The 24,960-nt window shown below is 70.4% G+C and carries 23 protein-coding genes; 16 read left to right on the top strand and 7 right to left on the bottom strand.

What is annotated here, in order from left to right:
- Both D7W79_RS43530 and D7W79_RS05155 read left to right on the top strand, forming a co-directional pair.
- Positions 1-602 (top strand): hypothetical protein (locus D7W79_RS43530; RefSeq protein WP_158616891.1); only part of this gene is annotated, 602 nt, incomplete at its 5' end.
- Positions 603-729: 127 nt separating this feature from the next.
- Positions 730-1,629 carry a universal stress protein gene (locus D7W79_RS05155; protein WP_120524205.1) on the top strand — a complete coding sequence of 300 codons (900 nt, stop codon included), beginning with the start codon at positions 730-732 and terminating at the stop codon, positions 1,627-1,629.
- A 59-nt stretch (positions 1,630-1,688) separates the two neighbouring features.
- Here D7W79_RS05155 and D7W79_RS05150 read toward each other — a convergent pair whose 3' ends face one another.
- Positions 1,689-2,048 (bottom strand): helix-turn-helix transcriptional regulator, encoded by a 360-nt coding sequence (locus tag D7W79_RS05150; RefSeq protein ID WP_120524204.1) that lies wholly within the window; start codon positions 2,046-2,048, stop codon positions 1,689-1,691.
- A gap of 189 nt (positions 2,049-2,237) precedes the next feature.
- Here D7W79_RS05150 and D7W79_RS05145 point away from each other — a divergent pair, with 189 nt between their 5' ends.
- Positions 2,238-4,058, top strand: a complete 1,821-nt coding sequence (locus D7W79_RS05145; protein ID WP_120524203.1) for a serine/threonine-protein kinase — start codon at positions 2,238-2,240, stop codon at positions 4,056-4,058.
- 24 nt (positions 4,059-4,082) lie between these two features.
- The gene (locus D7W79_RS05140) at positions 4,083-5,000 is read left to right on the top strand and encodes a DUF2381 family protein (protein ID WP_120524202.1); all 918 of its coding nucleotides are present in this window, start codon (positions 4,083-4,085) and stop codon (positions 4,998-5,000) included.
- A 13-nt stretch (positions 5,001-5,013) separates the two neighbouring features.
- On the opposite strand, the gene D7W79_RS05135 is transcribed toward D7W79_RS05140, so the two are convergent.
- Positions 5,014-5,781, bottom strand: coding sequence for a hypothetical protein (locus D7W79_RS05135; RefSeq protein ID WP_120524201.1), 768 nt, complete (start codon positions 5,779-5,781; stop codon positions 5,014-5,016).
- 379 nt (positions 5,782-6,160) lie between these two features.
- Between D7W79_RS05135 and D7W79_RS45645 the strand changes: the two genes are divergently transcribed.
- The 5 genes from D7W79_RS45645 to D7W79_RS05110 all read left to right on the top strand — a co-directional run bounded on the left by D7W79_RS45645 (position 6,161) and on the right by D7W79_RS05110 (position 14,485).
- Positions 6,161-7,498 carry a Tox-REase-5 domain-containing protein gene (locus tag D7W79_RS45645; RefSeq protein ID WP_276375044.1) on the top strand — a complete coding sequence of 446 codons (1,338 nt, stop codon included), beginning with the start codon at positions 6,161-6,163 and terminating at the stop codon, positions 7,496-7,498.
- Positions 7,495-8,241, top strand: coding sequence for an immunity 52 family protein (locus D7W79_RS05125; protein ID WP_120524200.1), 747 nt, complete (start codon positions 7,495-7,497; stop codon positions 8,239-8,241). Before D7W79_RS45645 ends, D7W79_RS05125 begins: the two co-directional genes overlap by 4 nt.
- 14 nt (positions 8,242-8,255) lie before the next feature.
- The gene (locus D7W79_RS05120; RefSeq protein ID WP_120524199.1) at positions 8,256-9,023 is read left to right on the top strand and encodes a DUF3592 domain-containing protein; all 768 of its coding nucleotides are present in this window, start codon (positions 8,256-8,258) and stop codon (positions 9,021-9,023) included.
- 84 nt (positions 9,024-9,107) lie between these two features.
- Entirely contained in the window at positions 9,108-10,892 is a 1,785-nt protein-coding gene (locus tag D7W79_RS05115; protein ID WP_120524198.1) for an N-acetylmuramoyl-L-alanine amidase, read from the top strand.
- Between the two features lie 20 nt (positions 10,893-10,912).
- Positions 10,913-14,485 carry a DEAD/DEAH box helicase gene (locus D7W79_RS05110; RefSeq protein WP_120524197.1) on the top strand — a complete coding sequence of 1,191 codons (3,573 nt, stop codon included), beginning with the start codon at positions 10,913-10,915 and terminating at the stop codon, positions 14,483-14,485.
- Between the two features lie 347 nt (positions 14,486-14,832).
- Here the strand turns inward: D7W79_RS05110 and thiD are convergent, their stop codons facing one another.
- The 3 genes from thiD to D7W79_RS05095 all read right to left on the bottom strand — a co-directional run bounded on the left by thiD (position 14,833) and on the right by D7W79_RS05095 (position 17,446).
- Positions 14,833-15,642, bottom strand: coding sequence for a bifunctional hydroxymethylpyrimidine kinase/phosphomethylpyrimidine kinase (gene thiD / locus D7W79_RS05105; RefSeq protein WP_120524196.1), 810 nt, complete (start codon positions 15,640-15,642; stop codon positions 14,833-14,835).
- A gap of 44 nt (positions 15,643-15,686) precedes the next feature.
- Positions 15,687-16,709, bottom strand: coding sequence for an alpha/beta fold hydrolase (locus D7W79_RS05100; RefSeq protein WP_120524195.1), 1,023 nt, complete (start codon positions 16,707-16,709; stop codon positions 15,687-15,689).
- An 86-nt stretch (positions 16,710-16,795) separates the two neighbouring features.
- Complete coding sequence (locus D7W79_RS05095; RefSeq protein ID WP_120524194.1) at positions 16,796-17,446, bottom strand: NADPH-dependent F420 reductase; 651 nt, start codon at positions 17,444-17,446, stop codon at positions 16,796-16,798.
- 103 nt (positions 17,447-17,549) lie between these two features.
- Between D7W79_RS05095 and D7W79_RS05090 the strand changes: the two genes are divergently transcribed.
- The gene (locus tag D7W79_RS05090; RefSeq protein ID WP_120524193.1) at positions 17,550-18,452 is read left to right on the top strand and encodes a LysR family transcriptional regulator; all 903 of its coding nucleotides are present in this window, start codon (positions 17,550-17,552) and stop codon (positions 18,450-18,452) included.
- Here the strand turns inward: D7W79_RS05090 and D7W79_RS05085 are convergent.
- Entirely contained in the window at positions 18,439-19,131 is a 693-nt protein-coding gene (locus D7W79_RS05085) for a TVP38/TMEM64 family protein (RefSeq protein ID WP_439099177.1), read from the bottom strand. The genes D7W79_RS05090 and D7W79_RS05085 overlap by 14 nt on opposite strands.
- A 365-nt stretch (positions 19,132-19,496) precedes the next feature.
- Between D7W79_RS05085 and D7W79_RS05080 the strand changes: the two genes are divergently transcribed.
- The 6 genes from D7W79_RS05080 to D7W79_RS05055 are packed head-to-tail and all read left to right on the top strand — an operon-like array spanning position 19,497 to position 24,560.
- Positions 19,497-19,943: a general stress protein gene (locus D7W79_RS05080; RefSeq protein WP_120524191.1), complete on the top strand. Its 447-nt coding sequence runs from the start codon at positions 19,497-19,499 to the stop codon at positions 19,941-19,943.
- A 39-nt stretch (positions 19,944-19,982) separates the two neighbouring features.
- On the top strand, positions 19,983-20,318 hold the full coding sequence (locus D7W79_RS05075) for a hypothetical protein (protein ID WP_120524190.1): 336 nt from the start codon (positions 19,983-19,985) through the stop codon (positions 20,316-20,318).
- Between the two features lie 35 nt (positions 20,319-20,353).
- Positions 20,354-21,589: a cation:proton antiporter gene (locus D7W79_RS05070; protein WP_120524189.1), complete on the top strand. Its 1,236-nt coding sequence runs from the start codon at positions 20,354-20,356 to the stop codon at positions 21,587-21,589.
- 29 nt (positions 21,590-21,618) lie between these two features.
- Entirely contained in the window at positions 21,619-22,884 is a 1,266-nt protein-coding gene (locus D7W79_RS05065) for a cation:proton antiporter (RefSeq protein ID WP_439099176.1), read from the top strand.
- 48 nt (positions 22,885-22,932) lie between these two features.
- Positions 22,933-23,553, top strand: coding sequence for an L-threonylcarbamoyladenylate synthase (locus tag D7W79_RS05060; protein ID WP_120524187.1), 621 nt, complete (start codon positions 22,933-22,935; stop codon positions 23,551-23,553).
- Positions 23,554-23,576: 23 nt separating this feature from the next.
- The gene (locus tag D7W79_RS05055) at positions 23,577-24,560 is read left to right on the top strand and encodes a hypothetical protein (protein WP_120524186.1); all 984 of its coding nucleotides are present in this window, start codon (positions 23,577-23,579) and stop codon (positions 24,558-24,560) included.
- A gap of 7 nt (positions 24,561-24,567) precedes the next feature.
- Here D7W79_RS05055 and D7W79_RS05050 read toward each other — a convergent pair whose 3' ends face one another.
- Positions 24,568-24,882, bottom strand: coding sequence for a hypothetical protein (locus D7W79_RS05050; RefSeq protein WP_147441804.1), 315 nt, complete (start codon positions 24,880-24,882; stop codon positions 24,568-24,570).
- Positions 24,883-24,960 lie beyond the last annotated feature (78 nt).

Below are 24,960 nucleotides of genomic sequence, written 5' to 3'. Positions count from 1 at the left end.
GCTCCACGGGCGTGGGGGCCCCGCTGGCGGCGGCGGGGGCCGCGGTCTACGTCGTCGGCGAACTGGTCAGCATGGGCCTGATGGCCCGGAGGGAATACGAGGCCGCGTCGCAGCTGCGCGCGGAACAGCGCACGCTGCTGAGCCGGGCCGGGGCGGACGCGGAGCAGGTCCTCAACCTGGAGAAGTACTCGTCGCCGGAGCAGGTGGAGTCGCTGGTGAAGTCCACCGGGTGGACGCGCGACCAGGTGCTGGGCCTGGGCAAGACGTTCCCGGAGTTCTTCCCCAACGCCGCGACGGCGCTGCCCCAATTGGACAAGGTGGCCAACGACTTCGGGCTCACCCCGGATCAGCGCTACCGGATGCTCCACTCGCTCTCCGACACCGCCCTGAACCACGGCAAGGGCAGCGCGCAGGCGCTGAACACCTTCGCGTCCACGGTGCGGGACTTCGCCAGCATGGCCCCGACCGTCTACATGCCGCCGGGCACGTCGAAGCAGGACCAGTGGATCCGCTACCTGCGCGAGATGGGCAACCGCCTGGGCAACTTCGAGGGCATCGGGCCCCGCAACGCGGCCAGCTTCCTGGAGGGGATGAAGCGCTGACGCGGGCGCTCGCCGCCGCCCCCGCGGCCGTCCGCGACAGGGGGCTGACGAGCGGAGGGTAGGGCCCCCGGATGCGCGTGGGGTCGCTGCCTGGCGCGGCTCGGGCAGCGGTTGCCTATCCTACGGGATGACCGCCACGCGAAAGCCGCTGCCGCCGCTCCTCCGGAAGGTGCTCGTCGCCACCGACTTTTCACCCGCCGGAGCGCGCGCCGTGGAGCGGACGGCGCGCCTGCCACTTGCCCCGGGGGCGGCAGTCACCCTGGTGCACGCGCTGCCGGGACGGGCGCCCAGGGAGTTCGTGGAGCAGGCCCGGGAGCGGGCCGGCAGGACGCTGGCGGTCATCGCGCATGAGCTCCACGCCTCGCTTCACGCCGCGGGCTCCAGCGCGTCCGTCGAGGCGCGGCTCGTGTTCGGAAAGCCGGCCCCCACCCTCGTGCGCCAGGCAGAGTCGGCGGGCACGGACCTGGTCGTCCTGGGCCGGCATGGCCGCCGGCCCGTCCGGGACCTGTTCCTGGGCTCCACCGCCGAGCACGTCATCCGGTACGGCCCGTCCCCGGTGCTCGTGGTCCACGGGCTCGTGGAGGACGCGTACCGCCGTCCCCTGGTGGCCGTGGACGCCGAGGAGACGGCGCGGCACGCCGCGGGTTTCCTGCCCGCCCTGCTGGAGCCGCGCACCTCGCTGCGGCTCATCCACGCGTACGAGTCGCCGTTGGAATACATGGTCTTCCCCGGACTGACGCGCGAGGAACGCACGCGGTACCGGGCACGGTTCAAGGACTCCGCGCTGCGCGAGCTGCGCCCGCTCCACCGGCACCTGGACGCCCTGGGGCTGCGCTATCGTCAGGCCGTCGAGCACGGCAGCCCGTACTCCATCATCCTGAAGGAGGCGCGCCAGCACCGGGCGGACCTGCTCGCGCTCGGCACCCAGGCGCGCTCCGGCGTGTCGCGCATCCTGCTCGGGAGCGTGGCGACGGACGTGGTTCGCGAGGTCGGCTGCGACGTCCTCGTGGTCCGGCCTCCCGCGTAGGCGCGCGTCCGCGGCCACGCCTGAACGGAGGCTGGCCAGGGTCCGTTGCGCCGTGGCCGTCAGCGGGTCAGGGCCGTGGCGACGTGGAGGAGTGCTTCGAGCTTCTCCGCGTCCAGCTTGCGCGCGAGGTAGAGCAGGCGACGCAACGCGGGGGCCTCGTCCTCACGTGCGCGTGGGCGCTGGCCCTTGCGGCCTCGCACCAGGGCGGTGAGGCCCAGCATGTCCTCCGGGGACACCCTCAGCTCCGTGCAGAGACGGTAGAGCGTCGGGACGCTGGGCAGCATCTTCCCGCGCTCCAGGCGGCTGTAGACGGTGGAGAGGAGGCCGACGCGAGGGCCCACCTCGGCCTGGGTCAGGCCCTGCTCCTCGCGGGCGGCGCGGGCCGCGCTGCCAATGGTGATGGCCAGTTCTTCGTTCATGGACCCTATGTACTTTGGAGGGCCAGAACAGTGAATCCATTGAGGCAAGCCCCAGAGGGAGGAGCGAGCACGTCTCGCGCGGTGGATTCACGGGGATGGTTTCCCGGGCTTCCCGTGCTTCTGGTAGCGTGCGCGCCCGCTGGGAGGACGTCGCATGCGAGTGGCCCGAAGTCCCCGAGGGAGGACGCCATGAGGCCGCCGCCCGCCATCCTGTCGCCTGGGGCCGAGGTGCTGGGCTACACGGTCGAGCGCCAGCTGGGGCAGGGGGGCTTCGGCACGGTGTACCTCGCGCGCAACGCGGGGCAGCGCTTCGCCTTGAAGTTGCTGCACCTGCCGCGCGTGGGAGAGCGGGTGGAGCGCGAAGTCTCCATCCTCTTGAAGCTTCGCCACCCCAACGTCGTGGGCCTCCAGGGCTATGGCCTGTGGCCACCCGGAGCGCCGCGATTCGCCGTCATCGTCATGGAGTACGTGGACGGGCGCCGGCTGGACGTCTGGGCGGACGAGGAGAACCCCACGGCGCGGCAGGTGGCTCGCGTGGCGCTGGACGTGGCGCGGGCGCTGGCGGCTTCGCACGCGGCGGGGGTGCTGCACCGGGACGTGAAGGAGGCCAACGTCATGGTGCGCGCCTCGGACGGCATGGCGAAGCTGGTGGACTTCGGCATTGGCGACTACGAGGGCGCTCGTGGGCTGACGGTGGACATCCTGCCGCCGGGGACGCCGGAGTACCGCGCTCCGGAGGCGTGGCGGTACTTCCGGCAGCATGCGCGCTCGCCCGGAGCGCGGTACAGCGCGGGTCCTTCGGACGATTTGTGGGCGCTGGGCCTGGTCCTCTACGCGCTGCTGACGGCGCGGAAGCCCTTCGATGGGACCGACGACGCCAGCTTCATCGAGGACGTCATGACCCGCGAACCAACGCCGCCCCACACGGAGAATGCACGGGTGCCCCTGGCGCTGAGCGACGTGTGCATGCGCCTCCTGGAGAAGACGCCGGAGACGCGCACGTTGAGCGCCCTGGCCGCCGTGACGGAGCTGGAGCAGGTGCTCGCGGGCGCGGACACGGCGTGGGACGTGCCGCTCTGCGATGCCTTCGGCGAGGACACCGCGACGACAGTAGGGGGCCGGGACAGCCTGGACCGGTGGATGCGTGCGCCGCTGTACCGGCCTCGCCGGGGCAAGCGGGCGCCACCACCCGCTGCCGATGCGGAGGTGACGGCACCCGGGACCACCGTGAAGTCGGTGCCGAAGCCGCGTCGACGGTCGCGAGCTTGGGCGATGGTGGCGCTGGCCCTGATGCTGATCGCGGCGGGGGCCACGCTGCTGCTTTGGACGTCGCGAGTCGCTGGAGTGGATCCCGCCCGTCAGGAAGTAGCGGCCTCTGGGGAGTCCCCTCAAGCTGACCGCGCCGCAGCTCCCACCGGGCCGGAGGCCACTGCCGCGGCCGTCGCGCTCCCCGCGACGCTCCAGGAGGACTCAGCCACCGTGACGACGCCGCCGAAAGACACGCAGCCCCTTCAGCTCCCCTCGAAGCCCGCGAAGACGGGCATGAGCACCATGGCCCGTGCGGTGAGCACGGCGGCGGCCTGCACCGCGCTCGCGTGCCCGGGTCCGCAGGTGCGCCCGGCTCCGCCGCCAGAGCCGTGTCCGGTGGGGGCGGTGAAGGCCATGGAGAAGCGGGGGGTGGACATCGGAGACAAGCAGCCGGCGCTCTTCGCGAAGGGAGACGCTCGGATCATTTCCATTGGAGAGGGCCCTGTGGAAGTCCACCTCTTGGGTAGCTGGAAAGGCCTGCCGGGCGGCTCCGTTTTGTCAGGGCGGAGCATCGTGCGTGACCGTGTCTTTGCTCGCCTTACCTGGGCGACAACGGCAGAGGGAGACAGCTTCCCTGTATGTTTTGATGTCCATGCCGAAGAGGGGCCGCGAGGGATGGCGCGAGAAGCAGGCGATGACTCTCCCGACCGAGCGCGTATCTGGACGACTGCCTATGTGAAGGCGGTTACTGAGTTCGAGTAGCGACTCCTACGGAAAGACTGTCGAGTGCCTTCTTCATCGCTTGTCGTTCTGCTGGGACTGCTTCTCGCTGGGAGTTCGGCGACTGCACAGCCGGAGATGTCGTCTTCAGTGCCAGGGGCAAGGCGCATCGAATTGAGCCCGGAGGAAGCTGGGAGCGCCAGTGAAGTGGTGGTCAGCCCGGGCCTTTCGACGATGCTCCTCTTCGACTCAGAGCTGCAGCGCGAGAGCGTTGAACTGGAGAACCGCCACCGCTTTTCCCTGGTGGATGTGGGGCAGGCCACCCTCAGGCTTGTGCCTTCAGTGAGCGCCACTCCGGGCGAACGATTCAAGCTGATGGTGCGCTTCCGGGACGGCTCGGCGCCATCGAACGCGGTGTTCTTGCTGAAGGTGCATCCGGCGAAGGCGGAGGCCACCATCGAAGTCTACCGGGCACAGCGGACGATCGAGACGTATCAGCAAGAAGCCCGGGATGCGCGCGCGGAGACCTTCCGTTGCCAGGAGGAACTGGCGCGCCTGATATCCGAGCACAAGGCACCTGGTGGATTGACGGGCATCCTTTTCAATGGCGGATTGGATCCGAGCGGTGTGGCGGGGCAAATCCTGACCAAGGCTGTCGCGAAAACGGCGGCCAACGGGCTCGGAGCATCCATCATCACCAGCTATCACTCCAGCAAGCTGGTGGCCGTGGATGTCTGGATTGATGTGAAGACGGGAACACGACCGTGGACGGCGGAGGGTGCGACGCTCAAAGGCAGGCCGGGCGAGGAGTTGAAGGTCCTGCGTGTGTGGCAATCAACGCCAATACCGCCAGGCGGTCCAGGCGCGCGCGTGATTGTCGAGGCCGAGGCTCCGGCGGCTGCTGTCCAAGGGCCCTTCACGCTCAAGCTCTGGGAGGCAGACGGGCTGCGGAGCATCACGCTCGGCAACGTGACGTTCCCTTGAGCCCTCGCGGCCCTCACCGGTCGCAGTTATGGGTGTTGTCCACGAGGAGCCGCGTGCGTTCCGGGGTCGACAGCGTGTCGCCGTCGATGCCGTACTTCACCCGCGTCTCGAAGACGTTCGGGCCCCCCGTGCAGCCGGCCTCGTGGGTGAGGTAGGTCACCGTCGGCCCCGCTCCGTCCAGGGTGGGGATGAACCCCGGCTTCATCGCGAATTCATCCACGGCGGGCTCGCCGTTGCGCTCGTCCAGGCCGAGCACCTGCCCGTCGGGGGCTCGCAGCATCACGCGCAAGGCCTGGCGGGTCGGCGCGTGCGGCTCCTTCGTCTCCGGGGTCTGCAGGAGGACGGCCGTCAGGGTGCCGTCCTTCTTCTTCCACGACTTCGACTGGAGGACACGCCACTCGGGGCCGAGCTGGGGGCACGCCAGGGGCTCCGCCCACGTCACGTCGCGCGCGTACGCGGCCGGCTCGAAGGCCTTGAGCGTCTCCAGCACCTTCGGCCCCGCGGCCGGCTCACAGGCTCCGAGCACCACCACCACGAAACCCGGCTTGAGCCCCGGCACGGTGTGGCTCTGGACGATGCGCGGGTAGCCCTCGGCCACCTTCAGCGTCCCGTCCCATTCGTCCATCTTCGCGCGCTGCTGCCACCGGCCCAGGGACGCCTCGGCTTCGGCGGTGTCCTTGCCGCCACCCCAGATGATGAGCTGGGCCGGCCGGGGCTCCGCGCCCGCCACGCCCGCCCACGCCAGTACGACCGTCATCACCACGAAGCCGCGTGCCTTCATGATTCCCCCTGTGGGTTCGACCCAACGGAGGAATCCTACGCCGCGCGGCTGACGAGCGCCGCTCATGACGAGCCCCAGCACACCGTGGCCTCCATTCGATGCGAGCGATTCCGGATCGAGCGCCCAGGTTCCCTCTTCCCAGCGCTTCAATGCAGGCTGGAGTGGAAGCAGTCGTGGCGCCTGACCTCCGAAGGGCGCCGTGGAGTGGACGATGCGGTCAGTCAGTATCGTGGTTCTCGGCTGTGTCTTGATGCTGGCCGGCTGTGCCGGAGTGGAATCAGCCTCCGCCAGAGGAGGCTCGCGAGTCCTCCGGCAGCGTACGGCCCATGATGCGCAAGCCTCCGATGATCACGGAAAGGTTTCACGGCAGGCCCGGGAGATGGACCTGCTGGACCTGGAGGCTTTCGAAAAACTGCTGGTCCGAGCCGGGCTGGAGGATGTGGACGAGCTTCCACTGCGCCGCAATCCCTTCACGCCTGACGACGCTGTAGAGGTGCTGGACCGGTTGATGGAGAAGCCCGTGACGCTTGGCACCTTTCCGCCGCGCATGACAGCAGGCTTCCTCCTGCGGGAGGTGCTGGAGCAAGGTGAGGTTTCTCGCGAGGAGTTGGCTCGGAGGATGACGAGGATTGCCCGGGAGCAGTTGGCGGTGCTGCGACCGGATGGCTACCTCGCATGGGCCCTTACTGGACGTACCCAGCAGAAGGTGGCGCCCGTCGAGTGGCGGGATGGTGCCTTCCGCGCGAACGGCTTCGAGCTGGGCCGCTTCTACAGCGGCAAAGGCGGTGTCTTCCGCGTCGTGGACGCGCGACTTGAGACTTTGGACTGGCGGCCCCTGGCGGAGGTGTACGACGACGCGGACGTCATCAACCGCTCACTGGATGGCGCCGAGGACGCCTTCGTGGATCTGTACCACGGATTGGGGAAGGCGCTCTCCCGCCCCATGGACAGCCTCGCGGGATTGAGCAACCTGCCATCCGGTCTGGCAGCCCTCATCGCGTCGTCGCCCGCCTACTGGGAACGCTTCCGGTACATGACAAAGGGAGAGCAGATTCGCGAAGTGGCGCGGCTGACGACGAACGTCATCGCCACTTGGGGAGCGGCCTCGGCGACGACACGCACGGTGACCGGCCTGTCCGCGGGGGCCGAGGTCACGGTACCGGTACTCGCCCTGTCAGCGGAGGGGGCGCTGGCACTGGAGCGCATCGCGGTGCCGGTGGGACGCGCGGTGGCGGTGTGGAGTGGCGGGTCTGGGGCAGCCATCATCCTTCAGCGGGCGAATACGTCCTCGATGGGAGCAACGCCTTCCAAGGGGCCGGGGCAGTGGGGCCCCGCCAATGAGTCGATGTCTGAGCGTGCCCAACGTTACCAGGAGCAGATCACCGGGCACCCGGCTGATGACGCCTACTGGATTGGCGGCGTGGGCCAGAACAGCGGAGGCGTGAAGTTCGATGGCTTCAAGGACGGCGTGCTCCTGGAGGCGAAGGGCCCCGGTTATGCGAACAAGTTCCTCGATAACCTTTCGCCCAAGGTCTGGTTCGAGAAGTCGGGAGCAAAGGCCCTCGTCGACCAGGCGCGAAGGCAGCTCCGTGCAGCAAGAGGAACGCCGATCCGGTGGTACATTGCGGAAGAGAAGACGGCGGAAGCCATCCGGAAGCTGTTCGATGCCAACGACCTGGACGGCATTGAGGTCGTCTTCGCTCGTCCTCTCTCATGAACAAGGAACAGCGGGCCGTGACAGACAGCTACTCCGCAGGCGTCTACTGGGGGCCGAGGCAAGAGTCGTCCGAGGATTGCGCGAGACGACTGGCCGTCCTCATTACGGCTCTTGCGACGGTGGATCCGTCTTTCGCCCGTTGGTTCCAGCAAGGCAAGTCGCGCAAGGATGCCCTGAAGCGATCCATTGGTCCCGCCTCCGCGGAGCTGGAATCGTTCGTCCGCCAGGGGCGGGACCGGACTTTCGCAGACCTCGGATTCAGTCTCGGGGGATGGAATGGAGCGGCCGACGAATACGAGGTCAGTGGTTTCCTCATCGCATGCGGCGGCTACTCTGAGTGGGTGAACAACCACTGCGTATTCACCCTGCCGAGTCGAGGACCGAGCAGCGAGCGGGTGTTGACCGCGCCTGTCCTGACCAGGCTGGTGCGTGAAACGGCCGCCGCCTGGGAGCCTGATTGGGGCGTGGCGATCTCGGAACAACATCGCGACCTGATGAAACCACACCGTGCCAAGGGGGCCCCTTACGTCGGATGGGTGACGTACCTCGCAAGGCACCGGGGAAGGGTGCCCCTACTGCCTGCCCCCGTGCGCGTCGAGAATGTGGAGGACAAGGGCACGCTCATCATCCTGACCCCGGAGCGCTTCACGGTCAGCAACCCGGAGCATGTGGCACTCGCGGAGCGGGTGCGGGAACTCCTGGACCGGGCGGGTCTCTTGAGGCCACTCCAGCCCCAAAAGTAGGCTTCGCGCCCGCCATGCAACTCGCCATCCCCCATGCCCCCCGCCGTGTCCGACTCGCCCAGGTGCCTGGGGCGGTGACGCGACTGGTGCGCGGGGTGGTGCTGGGCCTGACGGTGATTGCCGTGCTGGGCCTGGGCGCCGGCTACCTGGGGCGCTACTTCGTGGAGGAGCAGCGCTTCACGGCCCGCGCGGAGCTGGTGGACGCGCTGGTGGGCGCAAGCCACGCACCGCCCCTGAACCAGCGCGAGGACGCGGAGGGCACGCTGGACGTCCTCTACACGTTCGCGGGCGAAGAGCACTCCGTCTCCGGGGTGCGCACGGACGCGGAGCACGCGGCGGGCCTGGGCCACGGCGCCCGGGTGCAGCTGCTGGTGGATCCCTCCCAGCCGGGACGTCCTCGCGAGGCGACCCACGCTCGGGCGCGGGCGGCCCGGGTGGGCCTCTTGCCCTGGGGCCTGGGCCTGGGCTCGCTGGTGGCGCTGGCCGGCTTCGCGTGGGAGGTGCGGCGGCTGTGGCGCCGGGAGGTGGTGCCCCTGCGCCTGGGCGCGCTGGTGTGGCTCACCCCGGACGACGGCTACCTCCCGGAAGGGAAGGGCGAGGCGGTGTTCCCCGCGCACTTCTTCCGCCAGGACGTGAAACATGCCGTGCGGGCGCGCTGCCGCCCCCAGCGGGCCCCGGTGCGCAACGGCGGCAAGGTGCTGGCGGCCGTGGTGCCCGGCGAGCCGGGCTGGTGCCGCGTTATCGACGAGGAGCTGGCGCGGACGCTGGGCTGGGTGCGCTGACGGACGGACAGGTGGGGTTGAAAAGTTGCTGGCCCCCGGAGGCCGTGTGACACACGCCTGTAGCTGCAACGTCCGGAGGCTTCCATGCGCGTACGCTTCTCCCACTTCGTGCTGCCCATGCTGCTCCTCACGGCCCCGAGCGCCGTCGGGGCCAGCAAGCGCAACGAAGCCGAGGAGGCGTACCAGCAGGCCCGCCGCTCCTACTACGCGCTGAAGGACGACGCGTCCCGCCGCAAGCTGCGCCACCACTGGCTCAACGTGGTGCACCGCTTCGAGGCCGTGGCCACGCGCTTCCCCAAGAGCGACCGCGCCCCCGACGCCCTCTTCACCGCGGGCGACCTGCTCCAGGAGCTGAGCCGCATCTCCTTCGTGGAGGAGGACCTGCAGGCGGCCATCGCGGACTACTCGAAGCTGGTGGAGGCGCACCCGAAGCACCGGCTCGCGGACGACGCGGCGCTGGCGCTGGCGCGCATCCACGTCAACCGCCTGGACAAGCCGGAGGCGGCCCGGAAGATCCTCAACGAGTCGCTGGCCACCAACCCCAAGGGCGACCAGGGCAAGGAGCTCAAGGCGCTGCTGGCCTCGCTGCCCCCGTCCAACCGGACGCCGCCCGCGAAGCCCACCGTGAAGCCGCTGCCCCCGGTGGTGAAGTCCACGCCGGACACCGCCGTCGCCGCCGCGACCCCCAACTCGCCGCTGGTGGATGCCATCAGCAAGCTCGCGCGCGAGCCGTCCCCGGCGCTGCCCCGCCTGGAGCCGAGCGCTCCTGCCTCCGGCACGGACAGCGCGAAGGACGCGGCGGCGAACATCGTGGACGCGCCCACCGTGGCCGACCGGGCCGTGGATGCGAAGGACGCCGTGAAGGACACGGCGAAGGCTCCGGAGGCGGTGGCCTCCTCGCACGGGACGTCGCAGCCCGCGAAGCCGGAGGCCCGCGTGGAGGTCCCGGCCGTGGCGTCGAAGGCGCCCGCGCTGGTGGAGACGGCCCCGGCCGCGAAGCCGGCGCAGCCCGAGGTCGTGGCGTCGAAGTCGTCGCGCCCGGTGCCGCCGGTGTCGCCCGTGCAGGAGGCTCCGCGCCCGGTGACGGCGCCGGTGGACGCGCAGGTGGCGCAGGCTCGGCTCAAGGCGGTGGCGAAGCAGTCGCGCCACGCGGAGCTGACGCTGGCGGAGCAGCTGGGGCTGAAGGTGCGGCGCGTGGTCATCGACCCGGGCCACGGCGGCCACGACTCCGGCGCGGTGGGCAAGGCGGGGACGAAGGAGAAGGAGGTGGCGCTGGCCATCTCCAAGAAGGTCGCGGACGGCCTGCGGGAGAAGGGCCTGGAGGTGGTGCTCACCCGCGACGACGACACGTTCATCCGCCTGGAGGACCGCGCGAAGCTGGCCAACGAGGCGCACGGCGACCTGTTCATCTCGGTGCACTGCAACTCGGCGGCGACGCACAAGCTGCGCGGCATCGAGACGTACACGCTCAACACCTCCGCGGACCGCTACTCCATCCGCCTGGCCGCGCGTGAGAACGCGTCCTCCGAGAAGGGCATCAGCGACCTGCAGTTCATCCTGGCGGACCTGGCCACCAAGGCGAACACGGAGGAGTCGTCGCGGCTGGCGAACGCCGTGCAGCACAACCTGGTGACGGGCCTGTCCACCCAGTACGACGGCATCAAGGACCTGGGCCACAAGGAGGCGCTGTTCTACGTGCTCCTGGGCGCGAAGATGCCCGCCATCCTGGTGGAGACGTCCTTCCTGTCGCACGCGGAGGACGAGAAGCGCCTGGCGTCCGAGCGCTACCAGGACGAGGTGGCGAAGAACATCGTGCTGGGAGTGGAAGAGTTCCTCGGTGATCGCCGCCGCATGGCCAAGGTAGACTGACGCTTTCGTCGTCAGTCCCCATGGCCGAGAAGTCCCCCCCGTCCAGTCCCAAGCCCGCGCAGGACCCCCACGTGCCCCCGTTCCAGACGGAGGCGGACCTGCGCGCGTGGCTGAGGGCCGAAGGGCTGGAGCACCTGGGCCGCCTGAGCCTGGCGCTGCTCACCCCGCGCGTGGAGGCCGCGTACCTGCCGCAGGTGCGCGCCGTGATTTCCCGCCGCCGGCTGGTGGAGGTGCTGGCCCAGGACACGCTCGACCGCTGGACGGCGGAGGTGCTGCCCACGCCGCGCATGCGGGACCTGCTGCCGAAGCTCGCCTGGCGCTACGTGGAGGACGAGCGGCAGGGCGCCATCGAGGCGCGGGCCTCCGTCGCGGAGCGGCTCGCGCCCCCGTCCGACAAGCGCACGCATGTCGTTCACGGGATGCTGCTCGCGTGGCGTGCCCGCGTGCCTCCGGGCATCGCGCCGAGGCCGGAGCGGGCGCTGTCGCTGGAGGCGCTGGTGGAGGAGCCGGACCTGCCGGGCTTCCGCCTCAAGGAGACGCGCATCTCCGAGGCGCCGGTGTCCCCGCCGGGCTCGGGCTTCATCCTGCCGGACGCGCGGCTGACGTTCAGCCCGTCGGGCGTGACGGTGGACTGTTCCTGCGGCGCGACGTTCTGCGTGCACCAGCTGGCGGCGGTGGACACCACGCTGCTGTGGCTGCGGCAGCGCTGGACGGAAGGCTTCGGCGAGACGCTGGAGGAGCTGGTGCGGCCCGCGTGGGCGCGGACGCTGCGCGCGCTGGAGCGGGCGGTGGAGGAGAGCCCGGGCGGCGGCGGGGGCGTGGAGATCTCCTGGCGCCTGGACGTCATCGAAGGGTACGGCGTGGAGGTCGCGCCGTACGTGCACCGGCGCACGAAGAAGGGCCAGCGCACCACGGGCGCGAAGGTCGGCCGGCGCAAGCTGCTCCAGGAGTACGGCTCGCAGCTCAGTCCCGCGGACTCGCGCATCGCCGCGCTGCTCACCGACAGCGCCGCCCCTGCGTCGCGCGCGCTGCTGTTCGAGCTGATTGATCATCCGCGTCTGTCATTGGAGGGCACGCAGGACATCCCCGTGCGCATCGAGCGCGAGAAGGTGGGCCTGGTCGCCGAGGACCGGGGCGGCACCGTGCTGGTGAACGCGGGCGTGGACGGCACCGTGCTGCCCGCGCCGCTCCTGGAGCGCGTGCGCAAGTCGAAGCCCGAGGACGCGGTGTTCCTCTGGGACGAAGGCGCGCACGTGCTCACGGTGCTGGACGTGAGCCCGGAGGTGCGCGCGCTGGCCACGGTGCTCCAGAAGCACGGCAACGCGTTTCCACCGGAGAGCCACGGGGCGCTCCTGGAGCAGCTGTCGAAGTTCTCCGTGCGTCTGCCGGTGGCCATGCCCCGCAGCGTGATGGGCGAGTCCATCGCGCCGCAGCAGCTCCCGGTGCTCCGGCTGGAGGGACAGCCCGGGGGCGCGGTGCGCCTGGAGCTGCGGCTGCGCGCGATGCCGGACAGCGCCTCGTTCCTGCCGGGCGAGGGTCCTCGCGACGTGTACGTGCGGCGTGAGACGCGCTCCTTCCACGCGGTGCGCGACTTCGGGCGTGAGCTGACGGCGGCCACGGCGCTCCAGGCCCGGCTGCCCTTGCAGACGGCGGAGCCGCAGGAGCTGCCATTCTGCTTCCTCTTCCACAGCGCGCAGGGCGGGCTGGCGGTGCTGGCCGCGTGCGCGGAGATGGAGCCCCGGCCGGAGCTGGAGTGGGTGGGCACCTCCATGCGGCTCGTGCCGAAGCGGGGCGCGGGGGACCTGAAGGTCGTCCTGGAGCGCAAGCGCGAGTGGTTCGGCGTGCTGGGCAGCCTGTCCGTGGAGGGCGAGCGGGTGGAGCTGGCGCGCCTGCTGGACGCGGCCCGCCGCAAGGAGCGCTTCGTCCAGGTGGACGCGCGCACCTGGGTGGAGATCGAAGCAGCGCTGCGCGAGCAGCTGGAGAAGCTGGCGGATCATGCGTACCTGTCGCGCCACGGGCTGGAGGTGGGCCCGTCCGCGGCGGAGGCCCTGGCGGGGCTGGGCACCGCGGGCGCCATCATCGACGCGGACGCGTCCTGGAAGACGCTGGTCGAGCGCATCTTCGCGGCGAAGGAGCTGAAGCCCCGGGTGCCCGCGACGCTCAAGACCGAGCTGCGCGACTACCAGCTGGAGGGCTTCCGCTGGCTTACGCGGCTGGCGTCGTGGAACGCGGGTGGGGTGCTGGCGGACGACATGGGCCTGGGCAAGACGGTGCAGGCCCTGGCCGTGCTGCTGGAGCGCGCGAAGCAGGGGCCCGCGCTGGTGCTGGCGCCCACGTCGGTGGCCTTCAACTGGCGGGATGAGGCGAAGCGCTTCGCGCCGTCGCTCAAGGTGACCATCTTCTCCGACGCGGAGGACCGGGGTGGCACGCTGGAGCGGCTGGGGCCGCGCGACGTGCTGGTGCTCAGCTACGGCCTGCTCGTGCGCGACATCGAGCGGCTGGCCGCGCTGCGCTTCTCCACCATCGTCTTCGACGAGGCCCAGCAGCTGAAGAACGCGGCCACGCAGCGCTTCCGCGCGGCGAGGGCGCTCCAGGGCGACTTCAAGTTCGCGCTGTCCGGCACGCCGCTGGAGAACCACCTGGGCGAGCTGTGGGCCCTGTTCGCCGTCGTCTTCCCGGGGCTCCTGGGCAGCCTGGAGGCGTTCCGCAACCGCTTCGCCGCGCCGATCGAGAAGCAGGTGGACCCCACGGCCGCGCCCGCGCTGGCCCGGGTGCTCCAGCCCTTCCTCTTGCGCCGCACCAAGTCCCAGGTGGAGGCGCAGCTGCCGCCGCGCACGGACGTGCACGTGCCCGTCGTGCTGTCGCCGCCGGAGTGGACGCTCTACGAGGATGCGCGCCTGGCGGCCCTGTCCGACCTGGAGACGCGCAAGTCGAAGATGAAGGACCAGGAGCGCCGCATCGAGGTGCTGGCGGCGCTGACGCGGCTGCGGCTGCTCGCGTCGCACCCCCGGCTGTACGACGAGGCGTCCAAGCTGGAGTCCTCCAAGCTGGAGCGCTTCCTGGAGCTCATCCAGGAGCTGCGCGAGGAGGGCCACCGTGCACTGGTGTTCAGCCAGTTCACGTCCCACCTGGCGCTGGTGCGCGAGGTGCTGGACGCGCAGGGCATCGCGTACGAGTACCTGGATGGGCAGACGCCCGCCGCTTCACGCGCCGACCGCGTGCGCGCCTTCCAGGAGGGCGACGCGCCCCTGTTCCTCATCTCCCTCAAGGCGGGCGGCTTCGGGCTCAACCTGACGGCCGCCACCAGCGTCATCCACCTGGATCCCTGGTGGAACCCGGCCGTGGAGGATCAGGCCTCCGATCGCGCGCACCGCATCGGCCAGCAGCGCCCGGTCACGGTCTACCGGCTGGTGGCGCGGGGGACGATCGAGGAGCAGATGCTCTCGCTCCATGAGCAGAAGCGGGCCCTGGTGGCCGGCGTGCTGGAAGGCAAGGACGCCGCCGCCCGCCTGTCCACCCAGGAGCTGCTGGGGCTGCTCGCGCAGCGGCTGCCGGACGTCGACGGACTGGATTCCGACGCTCCGAAGCACTGAACGGTCTTTCCGTGGTTTTTGGCCGGGCTTTCGTGCGCCTGAACAGGCACTGAACAGACTTTTAGCCATTTCATTCATGACCCAGACTGAACAGTCGAGCAGTCCTGGGGTTCTGATCGGCCGCGCCTACATGAAATTCTGATCAGGTGGGGAAGAGGCGCCGTTTGTCGTCGGACATCCAGCGCCAACGCCTACGATCACCCACCGATCAGAGTCGCCATGCCCACATGCTCATGAGTTCAGTGGGTCAACACCCACCCGAATGAAACATGTATCAATTTAAATACATGTTTCATTGGCGGATATGTCTGCAATTTGATGCAATCAATTGCATTCATGTCCATGTCTCAGTCATGCATCAGCGGGAAGAAGTGCCCGATCGGGCCGTTCCCGTGGCCCACGGCGAGCGGGTAGCGCAGGGCGGAGGTGACGTACTCCTTCGCCAGCCGCACGGCCTCCAGCGGTGGAGCCCCCAGCGCGAGCCGCGCGGCGATCGCGGCGGACAGCGTGCAGCCGGTGCCGTGCGTGTTCGGCGTGTCCACGGGCGCGACGGACAGCGTCTCCATCCGCGTGCCGTCGAACCACACGTCCGTGCCGCGCAGCGCGCCCGGCATGCCGCCGCCCTTCACGAGCACCACGCGCGAGCCCAGGGCATGGATGCGCCGGGCCGCCTCGCGCATGTCCTCCAGCGTCTCGATGTCCATGCCCGCGAGCAGCTTCGCCTCGTGGCGGTTGGGCGTGAGGATCGCGGCCAGGGGCAGCATGCGCGTGCGCAGCGCATCCACCGCCGCGTCGTCGATGAGCCGCGAGCCCGCGCGGGACACCATCACGGGGTCCACCACGATGGGGCCCAGCGACACACGGGAGAGCTGATCCGCCACGGCCTCGATGAGCGGGCGCTGGGCGAGCATGCCCACCTTGACCGCGTCCACGCGCATGTCCGAGACGACGGCGTCCACCTGCGCGGTGACGGACTCAGGGGGCAGCAGGTCCACGCGCGTCACGCCGCGCGTGTTCTGCGCGGTGATGGCCGTCACGGCGCTGGTGCCGTGGACGCGGTGGAAGGAGAAGGTGCGGAGGTCGGCCTGGATGCCGGCGCCACCGCCGCTGTCCGAGCCGGCGATGGTGAGGGCGGTTGCGACAGGGAAGGGCTTCATGGGCGCGGCATCCTAGCCGCGGCCCGGCGCCACGGGCCCTGGAACTAGAACTGGTTCCGCCGGGCCTGGTCGAAGTCCACGCGGTGCTTCAGGTAGAGCGTGTCCAGCATGTGGTTGCTGATGGGGTTCAGGTTGCCGTCGGTGAAGCGGTGCACCACCGCGCCCTTGCCCGCGTCCTTCAGGAAGGCCAGCGGATCCACGTCGCCGCCCAGGCCCGTGAGCGTGGGCACCGGGTCCGCGTTGTTGACGTAGTGCACGTACTGCGGGCCGTTCGGGTACTTCGTGGACGCGGCGCCGAAGGTCTCCACCTCCAGGTGGCCCATCTTCGCCTCCACCTGCGCGGGGGACAGCCCGTCCTCCACACGCAGCCGCTTGGCCACGTCATTGAGCGCCCGCGCGGTGATGAGCCCGCCCTGGCTGTAGCCCACGAGGTGCACGTCGCGGCCGGCCTTCAGCTCCGAGTAGAGCGTGTCCGCCAGCGTGTCCACCGCGGGGTTCTTGCCCTTGTCCAGCTTGTCCGTCACGCACTGGGCCAGGTCCTTCACCAGGCCTTCGGTCGCGTTGTGGATGCCCACCACCTTCGCGCCGGAGCTGTCCGCCAGCGCCTGCATCTCGCCCAGCTGGCCCGCCGTCGGCGTCATGATGCCGTTGACGTAGAGGATCGTCTTGTCCGGGTTCGGGTTGTTCTTCGGCGTGACGCCCGGCACGTCGCCCAGCTTCGTCGTCGCGGGCAGCACCTTGCCGCCCGCGCCCACGAACATGCCGTCCTGCGCGCGGTCCGGCTTCGCGCCGCCGAAGAGGCTGGTGATCTCCTTCACCGTGGTGGCGTTGAAGACGTTCGCGCCCATCTCCACGAAGCGGGGGATGTCCTTGATGCCCCCCACCGCCGCGTCGATGAGGCCGCCCAACAGCCCGTTCTTCTGCGCCTTGGACGACGGCGACTGCTCGAAGGAGGACTTCTGGAACGCGGGCTGGTGCGGCGCGGGCTTCTTCGCGAGCGGCTCCGCGGCCGTCTTCGGGGTGGAGGACGGCACGGCAAGGGAACGGGTGCGGTCGATCGTGCTCATGAGAACCTCCAACCACCGGGGGACGTGGGTTTGGGTAGGTTATCCGCAACCGGCCCGGGAAGTTGCGTCCCCGCGCGTCATGGCTCTCAGCGCTTCACGACGTGGATGTTGAAGTCGCCGGTGCGAAGGGTGCCCCACAGGCGCAGCCACAGGGGGAGGAAGGCCTCGGTGCCGCGCGCGGTGGTGATGTCCCCCAGGTCGATGACGTGCTTCCAGCCGAAGCCCTCCGTGAGGAGCTGCTTCACGCGGGCCTTCGCGTCCACGTCGTTGCCGGACACGAAGACGTCGTGGTCTCCAGGCACGCGCGAGGGATCCACCATCACCTCGCAGTTCATCGTGTTGAGCGCCTTCACCACCTTCAGCGACGGGAAGGCGCGCTGGAGCTGCTCGCCCAGCGAGTCATCCGGGGGCGTGGACAGCACCGGCGGCATGCCCTTGGTGAAGTCGAGCGGGTTGGACACGTCCACCAGCACCTTGCCGCGCAGGGCGTCCTCGCCCGCGGACTTCAGGACCTCCAGCGACGCATTGCCCAGGGTGCAGTTGAAGAGCAGCTCCGCGAACCAGGCGGCGTCCCGGAACGTGCCCTGCGACGCCTTGCCCCCGGCCTTCTTCACCCACGCGGCGGCCTTCGCGTTGTCCGGCGTGCGCGAGCCCATGCGCACCTCGTGGCCCAGCGCCACCAGCTTGCTGCCCAGCGTCTCACCCACCATGCCCGTGCCCAGGATCGCGATCTTCATGAGGACTCCCTTTCGTGTGGGGTGAACCCTAATCGTCAACCGGAGCGCCCGGGAGCACGTCCGGGTTGAACCATCGTCAACCTTGGGTTGACAATCCCACCCCATGGACCTGTTCACGGGCGTGTTGCCGTTCCTCCACGTGGCGGAGGAGCGGAGCTTCCGCAAGGCGGCGGAGCGGCTGGGCGTCACCGTGGCGGCGGTGAGCAAGGCGGTGCGCAAGCTGGAGGAGGAGCTGGGCGCACGGCTCCTGGAGCGCACCAGCCGGCAGGTGGCCCTCACGTCCGAGGGCACCGCCTTCCTGGAGCGGGCGCGCGAGGCCGTGGCGCAGATGCGCGCCGCGCGCGAGACGGTGGCCCAGGCGCACCGCGCTCCCAAAGGACCGCTCACGGTGTCCCTGCCGTTCATCCTGGGCCCCGTGCTGCTGCCCCGGCTGGCGCGGCTCCAGGCCCGGCACCCGCAGCTCACACTGCACGTGCGCATGAGCGACCGGCTGAGCAAGCTGGTGGAGGATCAGGTGGACGTGGCCATCCGGCTGGGCGGCCTGGAGGACTCCAGCCTCGTGGCGCGACGGCTGTTCTCCACGCGCTGGATGACGCTCGCGTCGCCGGCCTACCTGGCCCGGCACGGGACACCGGATCACCCGTCGCGGCTGGAGCGCCACGCGTGCCTGAAGTTCGTGGATCCGCGCGGCCTCACCCGCGAGTGGCACTTCCGCGAGTCACCCGGCGGCACGCCCGCGGTGGTGCGCACACGCGCGGCCATCGACGTGGATCACGGCCCGGCGCTGCTGGACCTGGCCGCCGCGGGAGCCGGGCTCTGCCAGGTGCTGGACTTCATGAGCGACGCCCGGCTGCGCGAGGGCGCGCTGGTGGAGGTGCTGGCGGAATACGCGGCGGAGGGGCCGCCGGTCCATGCCCTGTGCCTGCCAGGGCGCCAGTCCGTGCCCCGCGTCCGCGCGCTCCTCCAGCACCTGGTGGAGGAGCTGCGCGCCGTCACGGCGTCGTGAGCGCTTCCTTCGCGCCGGGCAGGTCGCGCGCGGGCTCCGCTTCGGGCGCGGGGGCCTCCACTGGCGCCTCGTTGACCTCCTTGTAGAACCGGCGGCCGAAGATGACGCCCAGCACCAGCGACACCACCATGCCTACCGCGGACACGGCGGTCATCACCGTGCGGCCCTGCGCGAGGCCACTGCCGAACTGCGCGGTGAGGAAGGTGCCCGGAATGGTGCCCAGCACGACGCCCAGCACGGACGGCCAGAAGCGCGCGCCGCTCGCCGCGCCGGCGATCAGCATGATGTCCGTGGGGCACAGCGGGTTGAGGCACGCCAGGAACGTGAACTGGAAGTCGTGCCGCCGCGCCGCCTTGGCGATGGCCGGGTACTTGCTGCCGCACAGCCGCTGCATGGGCCGCGTGCCCAGCTTGCGAGCAACGAAGTAGAGCAGGGTGGCGGACAGGAAGCTGCCCGTTAGTGAATAGAGGGTCGCGGCGAGGGTCCCGAACATCATCCCGCCGACCGCGGTGAGGACCTGCCCCGGAAGGAGCGTCAGGGGCCTCACGGCCAGGAAGGCCACGTAGGCCAGGGGGGCGTAGTCGCCCAGGGGGAGCAACAGCTCCCGGATGGTGCGCTGATCGATGAAGTCCGGCCCCAACAGCCGGAGCATCACCAGACCGCCAATGGAGACGACCATGGGCGCGAGGATGCGCAACCAGGTCTTCAGACCGCTGCTGCTCGCCAAGGAAACCTCCCCCATCGCCCACGAAACCCATGTGTCAGGCGTTGCGCACAAGGTGGGAACCGAGCAGGGAATCGGCAACGTGAGCTGAATTGTTGTGAACATCGAGAGCGTCCTGCCGGGCAATCACCCGTCCCGTCCGGATGCCTAGCGTCCCTGACAAGCGCGCGAAATCCTTGGGGATTATGCATGCAATGTCAGGAGAGAACGGCTGGCGGTGTACGGAGCTTGCTTGCATCGGGGCGCTTCCGTCCCAAGGTTTCAGGCAAGGGACACCAAGGCGCGGACGGGGTTGGGCAGTCACGAGAGGAGACACGGACATGTCGGACAAAGACAACAAGGGCAGCATGACGGTGGCAGAGGCGGGGCGTAAGGGCGGCGAGACGGTCCGCAACGAACGCGGTCGCGAGTTCTACGAGACCATCGGCCGCAAGGGCGGCGCCACGGTGAAGGCCGAGCGCGGTCGCTCCTTCTACGAGGAGATCGGCCGCAAGGGCGGCGAGACCGTGAAGGCCGAGCGCGGCGCCAAGTTCTACGAGGAGATCGGCAAGAAGGGTGGCGACCGCGTCAAGGCCACCCGCGGCCCGAACTTCTATGAAGAGATTGGCCGCAAGGGCGGGCAGAAGGTCAAGAAGCTGATTGAAGAGGGCAAGCGCGCTGCCCGCGCCGCCATGGATGCCCAGGCCGGGGCTGCCCCCGCGTCCGAGGGCACCGCCGCTCCGGCCGCCACGCCGGAGGAGCCCGCTCAGCCAGGGGGCAACGAGTAACGGGGGACAGGATGCGCGGTCTTCCGGTATGACGGCCGCGTGTACCTGGTCATCACGTTCCTCGAGCAGGTGGAGACGACCGAGCGGGCGATCCGCCGGCTCCGGGAGTTCGGCATCCCGGAACCGCTGGTCATCCGGGCGCGCAGCGCCGCCGCGGCCCTGTCGGCGGAGGTGCCGGTGTTCGCCGGCCTGCGCAGCCTCGCGCTGGGCGCGGACGAAGACCGCGTCGTGCTCGTGAGCGTGCTGCCTGCCCTCCCGCAGGAGGAGATGGATCGCATGCTCCAGCGCGTACAGCTGGAGATGGATGCGGACGACCCGCCCATGGGCCGCCTGGTGGCCCTGCCCGTGATGGCGGCGCCCACGCACCGGCGTTGATGACGCGCGGGGGCGCACGGGTGTAAGCACGGTCCGTGCAAGCGCTGCTCGTCTTCCTCATCGTCGCGGCGTTGTCGCTGCTCGCGTCCAGCCGGTCGCTCCTGGATCCGGGCCGCTTCCCGGCACTGGCGCAGCTGGCGGCCAGCGGCCTCCTGTTCCTCATCTTCGGGGCCCTGCTGGGCCCGTCCGTGCTGGGCGTGCTCACCCCGCGCAACCTGGAATCGCTCCACCCGCTGGTGGCGCTGGGGCTGGGGACGGGGGGCGTGCTCCTGGGGCTCAACCTGGAGCCGCGCCTGTTGCGGCTCCTGCCCCGGCCCGTCTACGCGGCGGCGCTCGCGCACGCGGGCACGGCGTTCCTCTTCGTCGCGCTGCCGCTGTCCGTCCCGCTGCTCCTGTCCATGGGCCTGAGGCCCCTGGTGGCGGTGGGCGCGGCGGCGCTGCTGGGCGCGGCGGCGAGCCTGTCCTCCGGACACTTCGCGGTGCTGGGCTACCGAAACGGGCGGCTGGAGCGCGCGCGCGGCCTGGGCGTGGCGCTGCTCACGATGATGGACGACGCGGTGGGCCTGGGCGTGCTCGCGCTGGGGCTGGTGCTGGGCGTCACCGGCAACGCGGCCGAGGGGCTGGGCCTGCTGGGGCTGGCGCTGCTGCTGGGCGTGGCGTGCGGCGCGCTGCTGGCGTTCCTCACGTATTCGCTGAAGGACCTGGCGGAGCAGACCACGGTGACGCTGGGCATGGTGGCGCTGGTGGGCGGCGCGGCGGCGTACCTGCGGCTGTCGTCGCTGCTGGCCGGCGTGGCGTGCGGCGCGACGCTGGCGCTCATGGGAGGGCGCACGGCGGAGCGGGTGTCGCGGGCGCTTTCGCGAGTCGAGCGGCCCACGTACCTGGTGCTGGTCTTCCTGGTGGGCAGCCACATCCACGCGCGCGACCTGTCCGCGTGGGCGCTGTTGCCAGCGTTCGTGGGGCTGCGCTTTCTGGGCAAGGTGCTGGGCGGCACGTTCGCGCAGCGGCTCACGCAGGGCGTGTTGGACCTGCCGCCGCGCTTTGGCTACGCGCTCATCTCCCAGGGCGGCCTGGCGCTGTGCCTGGTGGCGGAGTACGTGCTGCTGGTGCCGGGCTCGCTGTCGCAGCGGGTGCTGGACGTGGTGGCGGTGGGCGCGGTCGTCAACGAGATGCTCGCGCACGGGGCCTTCCGGCAGGTGCTGGCCGCGGAGCCCCGGCCCTCGCCCATGAGGGACACGCCTCCCACCGGTGACGCGGGGGTGGCCGCGTGAAGGGGTCCATCTTCCGGTTGCTGCTGCTCATGGCGCTGCTCGCGGCCATCACCCAGGCCCAGGCGGTGCGCGCGGACTCGGGCACGCCGGTGCTGCTGGCCGCGGGCGCGCTGCTGTTGTGCGGCCTGTTCGCGGGCAAGGTGGCCAAGGGCATGGGCCTGCCGCGCCTCACCGGCTACCTGCTGGTGGGCGTGGCGGTGGGGCCGTACGCGCTGGGCTTCATCCCGAACGCGGGCGTGAAGGGGCTGGAGCTGGTGAAGGGGCTGGCGGTGAGCCTCATCGCGCTCGTCGCGGGCACGGAGCTGCACCTGGGGCTCATCCGCCGGGTGGGCGCGCGCGTGGCGCTGCTCTGCGCGGCGGTGTGCGGGGTGACGTTCGCGGTGTGCTTCGGGGCCACGTTCGCGCTCAAGCCCGTGCTGCCGTTCCTGTCCCCCATGACGGTGCCCCAGGCGCTGGCGGTGAGCGCGCTCCTGTCCACGGTGGTGGTGTCGTTCTCTCCCACGGTGACCATCGCCATCGTGCAGGAGACGTCCGCGCGCGGCCCGTTCACGGAGTTCCTGATGGCGCTGGTCATCATCGGGGACCTCTTCGTGATGGTGGCCTTCGGCCTGGCGGCGGGCATCACCCGCGCGACGTTCGGCAACGGCCTGGACCTGCCCGCGCTGGTGGGCGGGGTGGGGTGGGAGCTGTTCGGCTCCGTGGCGGTGGGGTGCCTGCTGGCGGTGGCGATGCTCCTGTACATGCGGGGCGTCAACCGCGAGCTGCCGCTGTTCCTCGTGGGCCTGTCGTTCGCGGCGGCGGAGGGCGGGGCGCGGCTGCACCTGTCGCCGCTTTTGGTGTCGCTGGCGGCCGGGGCGCTCATCGCCAACCTGGACGAGCGCGAGGGCCGGCGCATCCACCAGGCCATCAACCAGGCGGGCCTGCCGGTGTTCGCGCTCTTCTTCGCCGCGGCGGGGGCGGGGCTGAAGCTGGACGCGCTGGTGACGGTGGGGCCGGCGGCGCTGCTGCTCGTGGCACTGCGCGGCCTGGCCATCTGGGGCGCGTGCCGCAAGTTCGCGCCCGCGGAGGATCCGCGCCTCAAGCGCTACCTGTGGATGGGGCTCATCTCCCAGGCGGGCGTGACGTTCGGCCTGGCGGCGCTGGTGTCGCGCACCTTCCCGTCCTTCGGGCCCCAGGTGGAGGTGCTCATCGTCGCGATGATCACCGCGCACGAACTGGTGGGGCCGGTGCTCACGCGACGCGCCCTGCTGGGCAGTGGCGAAATCCGTGCGGAAGAGGCAAGCGGCGGCGCATAGTGGGGACAGCACCCCTCACGGGGTGGCCTCTGCCAGGAGCTTCCCGTCATGCCCGCCGCCGCCGCCCCCATCCTCGAGGTGGACGTGGATCATCCCTCTCCCCGCCAGGTCGCACGGGCGGTGGAGGTGCTGGAGAAGGGCGGCGTCATCGCCTATCCCACGGACACGTATTACGGGCTGGGCTGTGACTTGAATTCCAAGAAAGCAATTGAGCGGCTGTACCAGCTCAAGGGCCGCGACAAGAAGAAGCCCCTGTCACTGCTGTGCCCGGACCTGTCGGACGTGGCCCGCTACGCGCACGTGAGCAACTTCGCCTACCGCGCCATGAAGGGGCTCACCCCCGGCGCCTTCACCTTCATCCTGGAGGCCACACGCCTGGTGCCGGAGGTGATGATGACGAAGCAGAAGCAGGTGGGCCTGCGCGTGCCGGACGCCGCCCTGCCCAGGGAGCTGGCGAAGGCGCTCGGCCGCCCGCTCATCACCACCTCCGCGACCCACACGGACGGTACGGTCCTCTCAGACGCACGGGATATCAAGACGGCGCTGGGGCATGGCCTGGACCTGATTCTTGACGGTGGCGTGACATTGAACGAGCCGTCCACGGTGGTTTCACTCATAGGCGATACGCTTGAAATCCTGAGGCAAGGCAAGGGTAGTCTGGAGTCCTGAAATCCTTTCCAGAGGGGGAAGTCTTGGCCGAGGGCGACCCATCCGCGAAGCCTGTCGTCGATTCACCGGAGCGGGTGCCGGGCGCGCTCGCGCTGCTTGGCCTGCTGGTGTTCCGGCCCATTGATCTGCATTACCGGCTGCGCGAGGCGGGCATCCGTTCGCCGGCGGGCCGCATCGGGCAGCTGTGGCGGGAGCAGGCCGAAGGGGGCCGCGCCGCGGGGGCCTTCGTGGCGCGGATGCTGCTCCTGCTCGTCGTGCTGTCGCCCGGCCTCACGGTGCTCGCGGGGCTGGGGCTGCGGCTCGCGGGCGTGCCGATGCGCGGCGTGTACCTGGTCTCCGCGGCGCTGTGCAGCGCGGTGGGGCTGGTGGTGGCGCTGGTGTCGGGGCTCGCGTCGGGGGTGTTGCTGGGCTCGCTGGCGAGCGTCTCGATGCTGGCGGGGCTGCACGCCACGGCGGGCGGCGCCTTCGGTCCGGAGCACGGGGGCGCGGCGGCGGTGACGGTGGGGCTGTGCCTGGGCATCGTGTCCGGCCTGTCCGCGGGGAGCATCGGTGGCCTCGCGAGCGGGCGCGGTCCGTCCGTGCGCAACGTGCAGGTGGCGGCCATCGCGACGAGCCTCGTCCCCATGCTGGTGTGGAGCAGCGCCTCGTCGGTGTCCTTCGCGGGCGCGGTGGCCGCGAGCGCGCTGGTGGCCTTCCTGATGTGCGCGTTCCGGCTGCCGTTCTACGCGCTGGAGGTGCTGGCGCAGGCGGTGGCGTACGCGGTGGAGCGCTTCACCGGGAAGCCCACGCTGCGCTGGGTGCCGGTGCGGCACCACAACCTGAGCTACCTGCCGCACCCGTTCCTCGGCCGGCACCTGGCGCTGGCGGTGCGCTCGCGGCCGGCGGAGGTGCTGGCGGTGGCGGACGCGTGCCTGCGCTCGCCGGGCAACATCCTGGTGGGCTGGCCCTGGGTGGTGGAGGCGCTGGAGCGCGCGCACGCGCAGGAAGCCGCCGAACCCCACGCGTGACGCACGGCTAGAGCTTCTCCACGTTCGTGACGACCTTCGCGCCCACCTCGTTGGGGGCGTAGGTCAGCTTCACGGAGTCCCCGGCCTTGAGGCCCTGGAGGGATTCCTTGAGCTGGGGCTTCGACGTGTCCACCACGTAGGTGAGCGGCGGGGCGGAGGCGGTGGCGCCCTCCAGCTGGATGCTGGAAGGGCTGACGCTCTTCACCTTGCCCTCCCGGGTCTTCCGCGCCGTCCCCGTGGGCGCGGGCTGCTGCGCCAGCGACGTCGTGCCCACGCTGCCCAGCGTGAGGACCGCCATCCACATCCATGCCTGTGCACGCATCTTCGCTGCTCCTTGTCGTAGGGGACCTGGACAGAGGGTGGCGCTTCTCCGCGGTGGAAGGCAACGGCGTGAGGGGTG

Origin of the sequence: Corallococcus exercitus, from assembly GCF_003611585.1 — a bacterium.
In the GTDB taxonomy this organism is placed as follows: Bacteria; Myxococcota; Myxococcia; order Myxococcales; family Myxococcaceae; genus Corallococcus; species Corallococcus exercitus.
The sequence above is the reverse complement of the archived record's forward strand: the minus strand, read 5'-3'. Positions and strand labels throughout refer to the sequence as shown.

Coding starts and splice junctions, on each gene's coding strand:
- D7W79_RS05085 (WP_439099177.1), bottom strand. CDS start 19,131: ATGGTCGTCTCCATTGGCGGTCTGGTGATGCTCCGGCTGTTGGGGCCG.
- D7W79_RS05110 (WP_120524197.1), top strand. CDS start 10,913: ATGGCCGAGAAGTCCCCCCCGTCCAGTCCCAAGCCCGCGCAGGACCCC.
- D7W79_RS05120 (WP_120524199.1), top strand. CDS start 8,256: ATGCAACTCGCCATCCCCCATGCCCCCCGCCGTGTCCGACTCGCCCAG.
- D7W79_RS05145 (WP_120524203.1), top strand. CDS start 2,238: ATGAGGCCGCCGCCCGCCATCCTGTCGCCTGGGGCCGAGGTGCTGGGC.
- D7W79_RS05150 (WP_120524204.1), bottom strand. CDS start 2,048: ATGAACGAAGAACTGGCCATCACCATTGGCAGCGCGGCCCGCGCCGCC.
- thiD (WP_120524196.1), bottom strand. CDS start 15,642: ATGAAGCCCTTCCCTGTCGCAACCGCCCTCACCATCGCCGGCTCGGAC.
- D7W79_RS05100 (WP_120524195.1), bottom strand. CDS start 16,709: ATGAGCACGATCGACCGCACCCGTTCCCTTGCCGTGCCGTCCTCCACC.
- D7W79_RS05125 (WP_120524200.1), top strand. CDS start 7,495: ATGAACAAGGAACAGCGGGCCGTGACAGACAGCTACTCCGCAGGCGTC.
- D7W79_RS05090 (WP_120524193.1), top strand. CDS start 17,550: ATGGACCTGTTCACGGGCGTGTTGCCGTTCCTCCACGTGGCGGAGGAG.
- D7W79_RS05115 (WP_120524198.1), top strand. CDS start 9,108: ATGCGCGTACGCTTCTCCCACTTCGTGCTGCCCATGCTGCTCCTCACG.
- D7W79_RS05135 (WP_120524201.1), bottom strand. CDS start 5,781: ATGAAGGCACGCGGCTTCGTGGTGATGACGGTCGTACTGGCGTGGGCG.
- D7W79_RS05095 (WP_120524194.1), bottom strand. CDS start 17,446: ATGAAGATCGCGATCCTGGGCACGGGCATGGTGGGTGAGACGCTGGGC.
- D7W79_RS05065 (WP_439099176.1), top strand. CDS start 21,619: ATGGCGCTGCTCGCGGCCATCACCCAGGCCCAGGCGGTGCGCGCGGAC.
- D7W79_RS05050 (WP_147441804.1), bottom strand. CDS start 24,882: ATGCGTGCACAGGCATGGATGTGGATGGCGGTCCTCACGCTGGGCAGC.
- D7W79_RS45645 (WP_276375044.1), top strand. CDS start 6,161: ATGGACCTGCTGGACCTGGAGGCTTTCGAAAAACTGCTGGTCCGAGCC.
- D7W79_RS05080 (WP_120524191.1), top strand. CDS start 19,497: ATGTCGGACAAAGACAACAAGGGCAGCATGACGGTGGCAGAGGCGGGG.
- D7W79_RS05155 (WP_120524205.1), top strand. CDS start 730: ATGACCGCCACGCGAAAGCCGCTGCCGCCGCTCCTCCGGAAGGTGCTC.
- D7W79_RS05060 (WP_120524187.1), top strand. CDS start 22,933: ATGCCCGCCGCCGCCGCCCCCATCCTCGAGGTGGACGTGGATCATCCC.